This window comes from Staphylococcus sp. HMSC077D08 (assembly GCF_001837945.1).
In the GTDB taxonomy this organism is placed as follows: domain Bacteria; phylum Bacillota; class Bacilli; order Staphylococcales; family Staphylococcaceae; genus Staphylococcus; species Staphylococcus epidermidis.
Window position 1 is genome coordinate 29974 of the sequence record NZ_KV834827.1, and the last position, 14949, is coordinate 44922.

A 14949-nucleotide genomic window follows, 5' to 3' on the forward strand; every position below is an offset into this window, starting at 1 on the left:
GTAAATGAATTTATAAAAAACTCATTTACTGGTTATTTTGCTAGAAATTATGTGCCAATCTCTCCTTTTAATTTCAATATTTGTAAAATAAATAGTTAAGTAACTAAAAGTATAACTAAACTATAGTTTGTAAAATATTTTGAACACACTCTCCTACCAATAACATAAATATTGAAACAAGCTTGATAATAGCGCATTTTAATCCACTATCAACTACCCATATGTAAAAATCCTTGAGTCAATGACTTAAGTTTCATATTAATCGAACATGAACGAATCCCCAATTCTTTTACAAAATTTTGAAGAATATATCACTTTTTCAATAACGTTGAATAGAATTTAACTACCTGGGTAAACATCATAATGTAATTGCTAAAACTAACGTAATCTATACGTTTTTATAAATAAAAGGAGGACATCATAATGAAATATATTGTGGTAGGTACATCTCATTCAGGATATGAAGTAATCCAAACATTGCTTAAAGAAGATGAAAATGCTGATATTCAAGTTTTTGAAAGTGCAGATCAACCGTCCTTTTTATCTTGTGGTATTCAAAGTTATCTTGAAGACATCTCATCATCACTAGATGATTTACATTACGCATCCGTTGACTCTTATAAGGCACAAGGTGTAAACATTCATACGAATAGCACAGTCACAGATTTAGATACTGACAATAAGACTGTTACAGTTGAACACCAAGGTCAAACATCAACTTATTCTTATGATAAATTGTTCCTAAGTCCCGGCGGTAAACCTGTTACACCTCCAGTCGATGGAATTGAAAAATATAAACATGTATTATTTATGCGTGGACGCGATTGGGCAAATCAAATTAAAGAACGCATGAAAGATGCCAAAAAGGCTGTTGTAGTCGGAGGTGGCTATATAGGTATTGAAGCTGCTGAAGCTTTTGCTAAAGCAGGCATAGATACTACAATCGTAGATGTCGCTGATCGTATATTAAACACTTACTTAGATAAAGAGTTTACAGATGTATTAGAAACAAATGCACAGCAACACGGTCTTCATTTTAAAGGTGGCGAAACAGTACAATCACTTTCAGGAAATCAAAATAGCGAAGTAACTACTGTAGTTACAGACAAAAATGAATATGATGCAGATACTGTTTTATTTGCTGTAGGTGTCGAACCGGCTACCGAGTGGCTAAAAGATAAAATAGATTTAGGTAAAAAAGGAATTATAAACATTAACCACCAACAACAAACATCTGCTAAAGATGTCTATGCAGGTGGCGATGCGACATTAGTTCCTTTTGCACCAGTATCTGAGGATCGTTATATTGCATTAGCAACAAATTCAAGACGCCAAGGCGTTGTCGCAGCAAAAAACATGTTGGGTAAAAAAATGACAATGCCACGTGTTTCTGGTACTTCAGGTTTACAATTATTTGATTATAAATTTGGACAAACTGGCATTCACGGTACAGAAATCGATAATTATGATGGCAATTTAGGTCAAACATATGTAGAAGAATTGATTCGTCCTCAATTTATGCAAAATGATACGAAAATTCATATGAAAATTATTTATGATAAAGACACTCACCGTATACTTGGTGGTCAAGTCATGTCAAAAGAAGATATTACTGCTTCTATTAATACAATTTCAGTAGTTATATCTGCTGGTTTCACACTTGAACAACTCGCTGTCCAAGATTTCTTCTTCCAACCTGATTATGATAGACCATGGCATTACCTTAATGTTTTAGCTCAACAAGCATTGGGAGATACATTTGGTAGCGATAAGATGTTATTCTAAATCTCTTAATCTGATATAAGATAAAGTACTTATAAGCATAGGATATCTAATGTTGTCCTAGGTTGATTTAACCATTATCAGTTGATAATTAAATTGCACCAGTTAAACTTTTTCAATTTTATTCGTCGGTGTTTCTGACGATATGATGCATTTAAGGAAAATCATTGTTACGATTTATTTATATTTTACACATCTAAATCATAGTTAATTACAACAATTATGTGATTTTTCATCATTTTTAAGTAGAAAAACTTGAGATAAAAAGTAATTTTTATCATACTGTATATGAAAGTTATATTAAGGAGTGGAAAGTATGAATAAAGAACAATTAGAAAAAATGACTCATGGTAAAGGATTCATTGCTGCATTAGACCAAAGTGGTGGTAGTACACCTAAAGCACTTAAAGAATATGGTGTGAATGAAGACCAATACAGTAATGAAGACGAAATGTTCCAACTTGTTCACGATATGCGTACACGTGTTGTAACTTCACCTTCATTTTCACCTGATAAAATTTTAGGTGCGATTTTATTCGAACAAACTATGGATCGCGAAGTTGAAGGTAAATACACTGGAGACTATTTAGCGGACAAAGGCGTTGTTCCTTTCTTAAAAGTCGACAAAGGTCTTGCTGAAGAGAAAAATGGCGTACAATTAATGAAACCAATTGATGATTTAGATGAAACTTTAGATCGTGCAAATGAACGTCATATCTTCGGTACTAAAATGCGTTCTAACATCCTTGAACTTAATGAACAAGGAATCAAAGATGTTGTTGAACAACAATTTGAATTCGCTAAAAAAATCATCGCTAAAGGTTTAGTACCTATTATCGAACCAGAAGTTAATATTAACGCTAAAGATAAATCTGAAATTGAGAAAGTTTTAAAAGCTGAAATCAAAAAAGGTTTAGATTCATTAAACGATGATCAATTAGTTATGCTAAAATTAACTATTCCTACAGAAGCTAACTTATATAAAGAATTAGCTGACCACCCTAATGTTGTACGTGTAGTAGTATTATCAGGTGGTTACAGCCGAGATGAAGCTAACAAATTGTTAAAAGATAACGATGAATTAATTGCAAGCTTCTCACGTGCATTAGCAAGTGACTTACGTGCTAGCCAATCACAAGAAGAATTCGATAAAGCATTAGGCGATGCTGTAGATTCAATCTATGATGCGTCAGTAAATAAAAACTAATTATTTATCAGTTCATAACGAACAATGTTTTCTCTTAACAACATCACATTGTCTAGAGAAATATTAAAACCGTGTGGTAGATTAATCTGACCACACGGTTTTTTTATACTTTACACACATTTTGTCCTTTGATTATTCATCGAACGACATACTACTTTCGATAATTTTTTTAAATACACCAAGTTGATAAGATGAAAAATCGTTTTGAGCACTTAAGAACGGCGCTGATGCAACTTCAACGTATTTATGATTATCATCATTATCTAATTCCGTTGGTGAAAATAGATAATAAGCTAATATGGCTGAGGAAATATCATTCTCTTCATCAGAATCACTGCCTAATATTGAAACTTGAGTGTATGGTTTTCCTTTATATTTCGTCTGTAAAATACCATATGATGTCGCTTTAGGATCTTTCAAACGCGTTAAATCTTCCAATGTCTTAACTTCTTCTAAGTCTTTAGCTTTAACCATTTTCTTTTTGTCTAAAGCAAAAAATCCAGGTTGAATATTTGTAGCTACTAATTTACCTTCTTTAAATGTTGCAAGTATTTGAGCGTAGGACATAGGTTGCTTATTTTTACCTGCTTTTTTACCATCTGGATCTACATACATATAATTGATATGTTTAATATTTTTTTCCTTACTTTTCATTCGTTTAATCTCTACACCTTTTTTATCTTTAAAGAACTTATTAACTTCTTCAATGGATGATCCTTTAGATTCTTTTGTGTATTTATAATCTGCAAGTGTTACCTTATCCATTAATTTTTTATAGTCTTCCCAGCCTTGCAATCCCGTTTTGTTTGTAAAACCTTTTTCTGTAATAAGTGCATCGATTTCGTTAAGAACTGGCTTTTGTTTAAGATCCTTAGCTTCTTTTTCTAGTTCTTTATATTCGTCCTCTTTTGTATATTCAGTCGCCACGTCCGTTTTTTTCTCAGAGCTTTTAGATGATGACTTTTCATTAGAAGATTGATCTGAATCATTGCTATTTGAACATCCCACAAGAGCAATTGACATCACAATTAATAAAATTCCCAAAAATTTTTTCATATTCTATCTCCTTTTAATTTTTATATACAGAGAAATAACAATTAAATATTGATTAGTTTTAAATTGCTATTTATAACTTTATAATACACTATTTAAGGTTTTGAATATATAGTTACCTATACATATTTTTATTTATTAATTTTACAAAATGAATTTTCATTAATTATCTATCAATTAAAGAAAAGATATGAAATATACTTTGTATTGAAATTTTTTCGCTGCCTTATCATAGGATATGATAGTTAACAATCTTGATTTAAATCCCTTTCATCTGCAAATTAACCATCGACTGTTAATATATAAAAATGCCTGAGACACTCATTGTCTCAGGCATTTAAAATATTAAATACAGCAACTTTACCTAATAAGGATTAATAGATAACGCTATATCTTTTTATTTTGCTTTATTATAGAATCCTAATTCAAGATCTTTAGATGTTTGTTTACGTATTTTTCTCATTAATTGAACATCATCAATAAGTGATTCACCATATGAAGGAATCATTTTCTTGATTTTAGGTTCCCAGTCTTTCGCGTATTCAGGGAAGTTTTTCTCTAAAACTTCTAGTGCTACTGATACTGAAGTTGATGCTCCTGGTGATTCGCCTAGTAATGCAATAACTGAGTGGTCTTCAGAATTAACCACTTCAGTACCAAATTGGATAAATCCTTTACCATTCTCTTCAGTATCTTTAATAACTTGTACACGTTTACCAGCTGTGTAAACTTGCCAATCTTCATCACGTGCTTCAGGATAGAACGTACGTAAATGGTTCATACAACCTTCTTTTGTCATAATGACTTGGTCAAATGAATACTTAATTAATGGTAAGTTTTTAACTGCAGAAGCAAGTAAAGTCGTAATGTTATATGGTTTAATTGATTTGAATAAATCCAAGTTAGAACCATGTTTTAGGAATTTAGGCCCCACGTTTGCAAATGGCCCAAATAATAATGTTCTTTCACCATCAATGTAACGTGTATCTAAGTGAGGTACCGTCATTGGTGGTGTACCAGGTGGTTCTTTACCATAAACTTTGGCATCGTGCTGTTCAATAACTTGTGGATTTGTACAAGCAATAAATTGTCCACTGATTGGGAATCCACCTAAATGTTTACTTTCTGGAATGCCAGTTTTTTGTAATAGTGGAATTGCGCCACCACCAGCACCGATAAACACATAATCAGTTTGATGTTCGAATACTTGTCCATTATTTAGATTTTTAATTTTAACTGACCATTTACCATTAGACAAACGTTCAAAATCAACAACTTCATGTTTGTATTGCACTTCAACGTTTGGTGAGTTTTTAAGATTTTGAGCCATTTTACGAGTTAATTCACCGTAGTTTACGTCAGTTCCTTCGTTTATTTTACTCGCTGCCATGTAGCCCTTATCTTCACGGCCTTTCATCATTAATGGAATCCATTTTCTCATTTCTTCAATATCTTCAGTATATTCGATATTATCGAACATAGGGAATTGCTTCATCGCTTCATAACGATCTTTTAAGAATTTAACGTTATTTTTACCACGAACAAAACTAATATGAGGTAATGGATTAATAAATTCTTTAGGATTTTGAATTTCTCCTGATTTAACTAAATGTCCCCAGAATTGTTTAGAAATTTCAAATTGTTCATTAATTTCTTTAGCTTTTTCAATATCAATTGAACCATCAGGTTGTTGTACAGTATAGTTCAATTCACATAAAGCTGCATGCCCTGTTCCTGCATTGTTACGTTCATTTGAACTTTCAATACCAGGACGATCTAGACGTTCATATAAATGAATGTCCCAATCAGGTGCAATCGTTTTCAACATAGAACCAAATGTAGTACTTAGTACACCGGCACCGATTAACACGACGTCTTTTTTGTCAGACATAGCCATAATGTTCACCTCTTGTGTAGTAGTTATCAAATTGCTTTCCAGCTAATTAGACGTCATCATTCTTGTTATATTACTTTATAACCTCAAAACCTTAGAAAAGAATCAAATCTAATAGCTTTTACATATATATGTTAAAGCAAGCACTTTGAAAAGTAAATTGTTAATAGTAAATTTATGACAATTTTATGATATATATTTTTATGAACATTTAACGTTTAGCTAGAAACTTTTCAATATAAAATGCCGATTCCTCTATCGATTTATATTCTGTATTAATTACCGTTGCATTTAATTTTCTAAAAACTTCTTCAGCATAAGATAATTCTTTTTTGATACGCTCTAAACTATTGTAATTAGATTCTGAAGATAGTCCTAATGTTTCTGCACGATTACGTCGTATATTTGCGATATAATTGGGACTTGCTGTTAATCCAAATACCTTTAAATTCTTTTGTTGAAATACATTATCTGGAATAGCCACTTCAGGGACTAAAGGAATATTTGCAATCTTATATCCTTTATTAGCTAAGTACATACTTAATGGCGTTTTAGAGGTACGTGATACACCTACTATTAAAGCATCCGCTTCTCCAATATCTGTAAAATGCTTACCATCATCATATTTCACTGAATACTCAATTGCTTCTATACGCTTAAAATACTCATCATTAAGCTTACGCAACGCACCACTTTCCATTAATGGTTTAGCGTGTGTATGTTTTTTAATTATACTAATTAACTCAGACATGTAATCTACATAGGGAATTTGATGTTCATTTGCAAACTGATGACCTAATGCATTAAATGACTCACTCACTAATGTTGTTGCAACAATTGCATTCTGTTCTTTAGCTAATTGTAAGACATTTAAAAATTCTTGTTCGTCCTTAATATACGGAAATTTCTTAATTTCTACTTGAGTTAAATCTGGAAACTGTGTCAACGTTGCATGAATCATCCGTTGCGCTGTTTCTCCTATTGAATCTGAAACTATAAATAACTTTAATACTTCATTATTATCCTTCACCTTATCGCTCGCTTTCCTCCGCTTGACTCTGAGCTGTAGCTAAAATTGCACCCGGAACTCTAAATGGTGAACATGAAACATAATCAATTCCCCATTGGTTAAATTGACGAATTGATTTTGCATCGCCACCAAGCTCACCACATACACCAATTTTAATCTCTGGATTGGTATTTTTAGCTTGTTCAACGGCTAATTGAATTAGTCGTCCTACACCTTCTCTATCTAAAGTTTGGAATGGGTCAAGCTGTAAAATGTTATTTTCAGTATACACATTTATGAATTTTCCTGCATCATCTCTAGAGAAACCAAATGTCAATTGTGTTAAATCATTAGTACCAAAACTGAAGAAATCACAATGTTTCGCAAGGTCATTCGCAATCAAGCATGCTCTAGGCGTTTCAATCATAGTACCTATCATATATTGTATATCTTGTTGAGATTCTTTTTCTAAATGTGTAATTGTATTAACTAATCGTTCTTTTAAAGTTGTAAATTCTTCTACTGTTGACACGAGAGGAATCATAATTTCTGGCAGGCACGTTATCCCCTCTTTTTGAAGCTTAATAACACTTTCAATGATAGCTTCAACTTGCATCTCATATAACTCTGGATAAGTCACAGCCAAACGACAACCACGATGACCAAGCATTGGATTGACCTCATTTAAGTCAACGATTCGTTTGCGTAAGAACTCTGAAGATACATTCAGCTGTTGAGAAACATTGTTTATATCTTCTTCAGATGATGGCAAGAACTCATGTAACGGTGGATCAAGTAAACGAACAATCGTAGGTCTATCTTGAGATAATCTGAAAATTGTTTCAAAATCTTCTACTTGATATGTTTTAATTTTTTCTAAAGCTTGTACACGTTCGTCATGATTTGAAGCTAAAATAAAACGGCGCATTTCTATTAAACGTTCAGGTCCAAAGAACATGTGCTCAGTACGAACTAAACCTATTCCTTTAGAGCCAAAATTATATCCAGCTTTTATATCTTGTGGTGTTTCAGCATTCATTCTAACTTGCAGTCTTGCAATCTCTTCAGACCAAGTCATAAATTGATCGAACTCTTCACTATGTTCAGCATTGACTGTTTCAATTGCTCCTAAATATAAATCACCAGCTGAACCATCTACAGAAACGATATCCCCTTCATGTAATTCACCTTCAGGATAATATACTGTTTTGTTCACTGTATCTATCTCTACATTCGAACATCCTGTCACACAACATTTACCCATTCCTCTTGCTACAACAGCAGCGTGTGATGTCATACCACCATGAGTTGTTACGATTGCTTCACTTGCTACCATCCCCTCAATATCTTCAGGTGATGTTTCCGGTCGCATTAACACTACTTTATTACCATTTTCAGCTTGAAGTTTTGCTTCTTCAGCAGAGAAGACTACTTTTCCTGTTGCTGCACCGGGACTAGCTGGTAAGCCCATTTTAGAAACCACTGTCGCTTGCTTTAATGACTCTTCATTAAAATTAGGATGTAATAATTGGTCGATTGATTTTACTTCTACTTTTGATACTGCTTCTTCACGTGTAATTAATTGCTCGTGAACTAAATCCACAGCAATTTTTATTGCTGCTTTAGCAGTGCGCTTTCCGTTACGTGTTTGTAATAAATAAAGTTTCCCATTTTCAATTGTAAATTCTATATCTTGCATATCTTTGTAATGCTTTTCAAGTTGTTTAGTTACATCAACGAACTCTTGATGCACGTCTGGCATTTGTTGTTTTAAAGTGTCAATATCCTTAGGGGTACGAATACCTGCAACAACATCTTCACCTTGAGCATTAAGTAAGTACTCCCCGAATAAATGATTTTCTCCGGTAACTGGATTTCTTGTAAATGCAACACCCGTACCACTATTTGCACCACTATTACCAAATACCATTTCCTGAATATTTACAGCTGTACCAATATCATGTGGAATATCATTTAAATCTCTATATACACGTGCACGATCATTATCCCAAGATTTAAATACTGCTTCAATTGCTTCTTCTAATTGCTTTAACGGTTCTTGTGGAAAAGGTTTATATGCCTCTTCTACATAAATTTCTTTATATCTTTCACATATAGTTTGTAGTCCTTCTGCCGGAATTTCAGCATCATTTTGATAACGATGCTTCGTTTTAAAATCATTAAAATATGTATCGAAAGCTGTCATTGGAATACCATAAACAACCTCTCCAAACATTTGTAGTAAACGACGGTAACAATCATATGCAAAGCGTGCATCATTTGTTTTGTCAATAAGCTTTTTTACATTATCATCGTTAAGTCCTAAATTAAGAATTGTATCCATCATTCCTGGCATGGAAATTTTTGCACCACTACGTACTGATACTAATAACAAGTTGTCATCAGAAGAAAAGGCCTTTCCAGTTCGTTTAGAAAAAGCTGCTAAATGATCAATTAATTGTGTCTTTACTTCTGTAGGTAGTTTTTCATTTTGTTTTAAATAGGTAATACAAGCTTCAGTCGTAATTGTAAAACCATCAGGTACTGGTAGTCCGAGTCTCTTCATCTCTGAAAGATTGGCACCTTTACCACCAAGTAAGTCTTTCATAGCTATATTTCCTTCATTAAATGCATAAACGAATTGTGTCATTCTTGACCACCTCTTATTTTTATTATGTCATACTATTTATTTACAAGTATGTCATAATAAAAACGGAATTACAACACTTTTAAGAAAAGGCTTTCATTAAATTTGTTCTAAATATATCAAAAGTATTAATTTAATGCTTTTTTATTCATGATTCTATTTTTCAATTCATCATTGATTAGGTTATACTCATGTAATCGTAAAAAGCAGGACAAAATTCATATTGAATTCCCTGTCTCATGACATTAACTAAATTATACTAATGCATATTTCTAATATTAGTCTCTGATAGTCAAAATAAAAAACCTGAGACATTGTATAAGTGTCCCAGGAAATATTTTCATTCATACTTAATGCGATGAATACTATTGTTTATATTTTTTAATTTCTGCATCACGTAATTCAACGCGACGTATCTTACCTGAATTTGTTTTTGGTAGATTTTCAACAAATTCAATTGCTCTTGGATATTTATACGGTGCTACTTCATTTTTACAGAATACTTGTAATTCTTGGATTAACTCATCACTTGCTTCATAATCATCTTGCAAGATGATAAATGCTTTAACAATATTTCCACGAATGTCATGCGGACTTGCTACAACAGCACATTCTTTAACAGCTGCATGATTTGTTAATGCATCTTCTACTTCAAAAGGTCCAATGGTATAACCTGAACTAATAATAATATCGTCACGGCGACCTTCGAACCAGAAATAACCATCATTATCAATATGAGCTTGGTCTCCAGTAACATAATAATCACCTGTTGAAGCTGCTTTTGTGCGTGCTTCATCTTTAAAATAACCTTTAAATAAGGCTGGTAAGTCTAAAGGCACGGCAATATTACCTTTTACATTTGGGCCAACCTCTTTACCATCATCATCAATGACAGTAACAAAACTACCAGGTATACCTTTACCCATTGAACCCATACGTGGTTCAGTATCTTTTAGAAATCCAATCAACAATGTACTTTCCGTTTGTCCATATCCATCTCGAACAGTAATATTAAAATGACGTTTAAATTGTTCAACAACTTCTCGATTTAAAGGTTCACCCGCAGACACCGCACTGTGTAAATGTTCTAAATTATACTGTTCTAAATGACTAAGTTTAGCCATCATACGATATTCTGTTGGTGTACAACATAGAACATTGATTTGATAATTTTGAAGTAACTCGAGATATGTTTCAGGGTGGAAACGACCGTTATAGACAAATGCTGTTGCTCCCATCCCTAAAACAGATAAGAATGGACTCCACACCCACTTTTGCCACCCTGGTGCTGCAGTTGCCCATACAAGATCATTCTCTTGTATGCATAACCAATGTTTTGGTGCCATTTGCAAATGGGCATACCCCCATCCATGTGAATGCGTTACTGCTTTTGGATTACCTGTTGTACCTGATGTATAAGAAAGAATCGCCAAATCATCTCGTGTTGTATCTGCGCCTTTAAGGTCATCACTTACTTTTTCTTTTTCATCTTCTATTGAAACCCAATCTTCTTTGTGACCAGCTACTATAAATTTCTTTAATTGGTCATATTCTTTAACGTTTTCGAATTCTTTAGTTAGAGAATCAAATGAAATAACTGCATCAATCTCACCGTGAGTAATTCGATATTGTAAATCTTTTGTTCGTAACATTTCTGAACTTGGAACAATCGCTATCCCCAGTTTCAATGCTGCAATATATAATTCATATGTAACGATTGCACGTGGCATCATGATGAGAACTTTATCTCCCTTTTTCAGCCCATGATTGAGGAATACATTCCCTACTTTATTAGCATTACTGATAAGTTCTTTATAACTTACAGAAATATTTTCATGCTCGTTATCCTTGTAAATAATGGCTTTTTTATGATCTTCTGAAGCATATTTTTCTATTTCTGAAACAATATTATATTTCTCAGGTGCTAGTAAATTTGATTTATTCATAAGTGTACTTCCTTTCAATATACTTTCATCTAAAAACTACCAAAGGTTTATAATCTATCAAACCTCTTAAAAACATTCATATCATTCAACATCAACTAACAAATTTTCAAATAAGAAAAACCTGAAACATAAAACAATGTACAGGTTTATCATTAACTTTTTGTTACATTCATTTATCTTATATTATTTGAACAAGTCAAATAGACTTTTACGTGTGTACAATTCATTAAAAGTATTCTCAAATTTTTATTCTTAATAAATTTAATAACATATTATGCCGTTTTTATATTTTATCATTCATATATTCAACACAAATTTAGTTATTAAGACTTTCTAACTCTATTCTTATATTATAGGATAAATCTCTATTGACTATACGATGATCGACACCTTTTTGAGTTCCACGTTTTTTATGAGTTTGCGCATATGCTTTTGAATTTTGCCAATCATAGAAAGCTTGTCTACTGTTCAATAGCGTGATGATAATGTAATGTCTCCCTTTGACTACCGGTCTAAGAAATCTTAACGCTTTAAAACCAGGCACATCTTGCAAATGTTGATTTCTCTTTAAAAACCGTGACTCAAACACCTCTTCATTACCTTCATTGACGAATAAGTGATTTAACACACAAAATGAATCATTAGATAAGCTGTTAATTGATTCTAATACTTCGTAATGCTGTTGATCATTATTCCTTTCAATTATGAATGAATTACGAGTTTCTTCTATTATATATGTTTTATTTGTATCGCTAACTAACATAAGACATCCCTTCATTTCAATTTAATATTATAGGGCTACTTTACTTTGTTCATATAGTGATAGTGAGCGTTTTACAGTTTCAATACAATCGTCATCAAAATAATTTAACTGATTAAAATAGTTTAATATATTATGTGCTGTTGTTTCCTCTATAGGGAAATCTTCATCTTGGTTAATCCATGCGGCTAGTTTACCTAAAGGTGTTTCATCACCAACGAAATTTTGTATAAAATGATAAAAACTCACCTTATCACCTCTTCAATATGATATAAATACATACTACCATGATTTATTATATAAAACATTAAATCCAAACCGACACTCTATGTACTTAACTTATACATATATATTCTTAGTAACTTATCAAAGTAAGAAAAACTAAGTGATATAGTAGCTGAAAAGTGTTATTGACACATAAAAAACATAAACTTTTCATTGCTCTTATTTTCTCTAATTAATTAAACAGAATATCAAACCTACTACATATAGAAGTAAACATAATTATCTCTATGGCACCTAAAATGTGCGACTTGATTATCTTATAAATATCTGAAGTAACATTTACTATTCAATTATTATTTTTCTAAATATATGCATATATACTATTTATAAATTATGACCTCAAGTATGCATAATTACCTCATTTAATGAAATTTCATTTATAAATACTGTTATATATGTAAAAACCTGAGACAACGATTTGTCTCAGGTCATTTTATAAATAACGAATAAATGAGCTGAAAATATACATTTAATTAAATTTTTAATTTAACTTTTCATCTATCATTTTAATATTGATAGAATGGATCATCTTCCATTGCACCTGCTTTTTCATCATCAATACCATGTTTATAATAGTCAACATATTGAGGTTCAAGCGGTTTTCTACCACGAATAATATCCGCTGCTTTCTCAGCTAACATCAATACAGGCGCATGAATATTACCATTTGTTGTTCTAGGCATTGCTGAAGCATCAACGACACGTAAATTTTCCATACCATGTACTTTCATAGTTAATGGATCGACTACTGCCATTGGGTCAGATGCAGGTCCCATTTTCGCGCTACAAGATGGATGTAATGCAGTTTCTCCATCTTTTCGTACCCAATCTAAAATTTCTTCATCCGTTTGAACTTGTGGTCCTGGTGAAATTTCGCCACCATTAAATGGATCCATAGCTTTTTGTTTTAATATATTTCTTGCTACTCTAATTGCTTCAACCCATTCTCTTTCGTCTTCTTTCGTAGATAAGTAATTAAACACGATACTTGGTTTTTCAAATGGATCCTTAGATTTGATTTTCAAACTACCTCTTGAGTTGGAGTACATTGGTCCAACATGTACTTGGTAACCATGTGCTACTGGTGCTTTTTGACCATCATATCTTACAGCAATTGGTAAGAAGTGGAACATGAGGTTTGGATAATCAACATCATCATTTGATCTTACGAAGCCGCCACCTTCAAAGTGGTTAGACGCCGCTGCACCTTTACGTGCAAAAATCCATTGTAAACCGATGAACGGCATACGTTTAACATCAAGACTAGGTTGTAGTGAAACCGGTTGTTTACATTTATGTTGAATATATACTTCTAAGTGATCTTCGAAGTTCTCACCAACACCTGGTAAATGCATACGTGGTTCAATACCTTTTGATTTTAAGAATTCTGAGTCACCAATACCTGATAATTGTAATAGTTGTGGCGTATTGAAAGCACCGCCAGATAAAATGACTTCATTTGCATGAACAGTATGTTCTTTACCATTTTTCTTGAAAGTCACGCCTGTTACTTTTTTACTATTATTTTCATCAAATATTAATTTTGTTACGAACGCACGTGTTTCAACATCTAAGTTTCTACGTCTTAATGCTGGGCGTAGATACGCTCTTGAAGCAGACATACGACGTCCATGATGTACTTGGCTATCAAATGGGCCAAATCCTTCTTGTCTGTAACCATTAACGTCTGCAGTTTTATGATAGCCCGCTTCAACACCTGCGTTAAAGAATGATTTAAATAATGGATTAGTAGCTGGTCCACGTTTTAATTTGATTGGACCATCATGACCTCTAACTTTATCATATGGCGCTGCACCATATGTTGTTTCTAACTTTTTGAAGTATGGTAGACAATGCGCAAAGTCCCATGTGTCCATTCCTTCAGGTTCTGCCCATCCTTCATAGTCCATTGGGTTACCTCGTTGATAAATCATACCGTTAATAGAACTTGAGCCACCTAATACTTTACCTCTCGCATGATCAACTCTACGTCCCATATGTGGTTCTTCGTCAGTTTGATATTCCCAGTCATAAAAACGATTACCTGATGGGAACATCAATGCTGCTGGCATTTGAATAAATAAATCCCAGAAATAGTCACTACGTCCAGCTTCTAATACCAAAACATTTTTATCTTTATCCTCTGAAAGGCGTGCACCAAGAACTGAACCTGCACTACCACCACCAATAATGACATAATCGTATGAATCGCGTTTTCTTCTCATCGTTAAAGACCTCCAAAAATTGATTTGTTTTCTTTGTTTGTTAACATCTCTTTCTTAAAAGGTTTCATTTATTGAAGTGAGCACCATACCTTTGTAAGTACTCACTTCATGTAGCATTTTGTATTTATAAGTCATTTACTG

General features: G+C 32.7%; 10 protein-coding genes. 2 read left to right on the top strand and 8 right to left on the bottom strand.

Annotated features, from left to right (window positions below; translation table 11 throughout):
* Positions 1–423 precede the first annotated feature (423 nt).
* Positions 424–1785: an FAD-dependent oxidoreductase gene (locus HMPREF2663_RS10890; protein WP_002458263.1), complete on the top strand. Its 1362-nt coding sequence runs from the start codon at positions 424–426 to the stop codon at positions 1783–1785.
* A gap of 313 nt (positions 1786–2098) precedes the next feature.
* A complete protein-coding gene (locus HMPREF2663_RS10895) occupies positions 2099–2989 on the top strand; it encodes a fructose bisphosphate aldolase (protein ID WP_002458264.1) in 891 nt (296 codons plus the stop codon).
* 132 nt (positions 2990–3121) lie between these two features.
* Here the strand turns inward: HMPREF2663_RS10895 and HMPREF2663_RS10900 are convergent, their stop codons facing one another.
* From HMPREF2663_RS10900 to betA, 8 genes are all read right to left on the bottom strand, one after another.
* Positions 3122–4045: a hypothetical protein gene (locus HMPREF2663_RS10900; protein WP_070846411.1), complete on the bottom strand. Its 924-nt coding sequence runs from the start codon at positions 4043–4045 to the stop codon at positions 3122–3124.
* Positions 4046–4439: 394 nt separating this feature from the next.
* Positions 4440–5939, bottom strand: a complete 1500-nt coding sequence (lqo, locus tag HMPREF2663_RS10905) for an L-lactate dehydrogenase (quinone) (RefSeq protein ID WP_002496700.1) — start codon at positions 5937–5939, stop codon at positions 4440–4442.
* 208 nt (positions 5940–6147) lie between these two features.
* Positions 6148–6966, bottom strand: a complete 819-nt coding sequence (locus HMPREF2663_RS10910; RefSeq protein ID WP_002447042.1) for a pyruvate, water dikinase regulatory protein — start codon at positions 6964–6966, stop codon at positions 6148–6150.
* 1 nt (position 6967) lies between these two features.
* A complete protein-coding gene (gene ppdK / locus HMPREF2663_RS10915) occupies positions 6968–9595 on the bottom strand; it encodes a pyruvate, phosphate dikinase (protein ID WP_070846413.1) in 2628 nt (875 codons plus the stop codon).
* Between the two features lie 362 nt (positions 9596–9957).
* Positions 9958–11538, bottom strand: coding sequence for an acyl-CoA synthetase MbcS (gene mbcS, locus HMPREF2663_RS10920; protein ID WP_002447040.1), 1581 nt, complete (start codon positions 11536–11538; stop codon positions 9958–9960).
* Positions 11539–11854: 316 nt separating this feature from the next.
* Positions 11855–12301 carry an antibiotic biosynthesis monooxygenase family protein gene (locus tag HMPREF2663_RS10925; RefSeq protein ID WP_070846415.1) on the bottom strand — a complete coding sequence of 149 codons (447 nt, stop codon included), beginning with the start codon at positions 12299–12301 and terminating at the stop codon, positions 11855–11857.
* A gap of 27 nt (positions 12302–12328) precedes the next feature.
* Entirely contained in the window at positions 12329–12547 is a 219-nt protein-coding gene (locus tag HMPREF2663_RS10930; protein ID WP_002458270.1) for a sterile alpha motif-like domain-containing protein, read from the bottom strand.
* 542 nt (positions 12548–13089) lie between these two features.
* Complete coding sequence (gene betA, locus HMPREF2663_RS10935; protein ID WP_001830593.1) at positions 13090–14808, bottom strand: choline dehydrogenase; 1719 nt, start codon at positions 14806–14808, stop codon at positions 13090–13092.
* Positions 14809–14949: the final 141 nt, after the last annotated feature.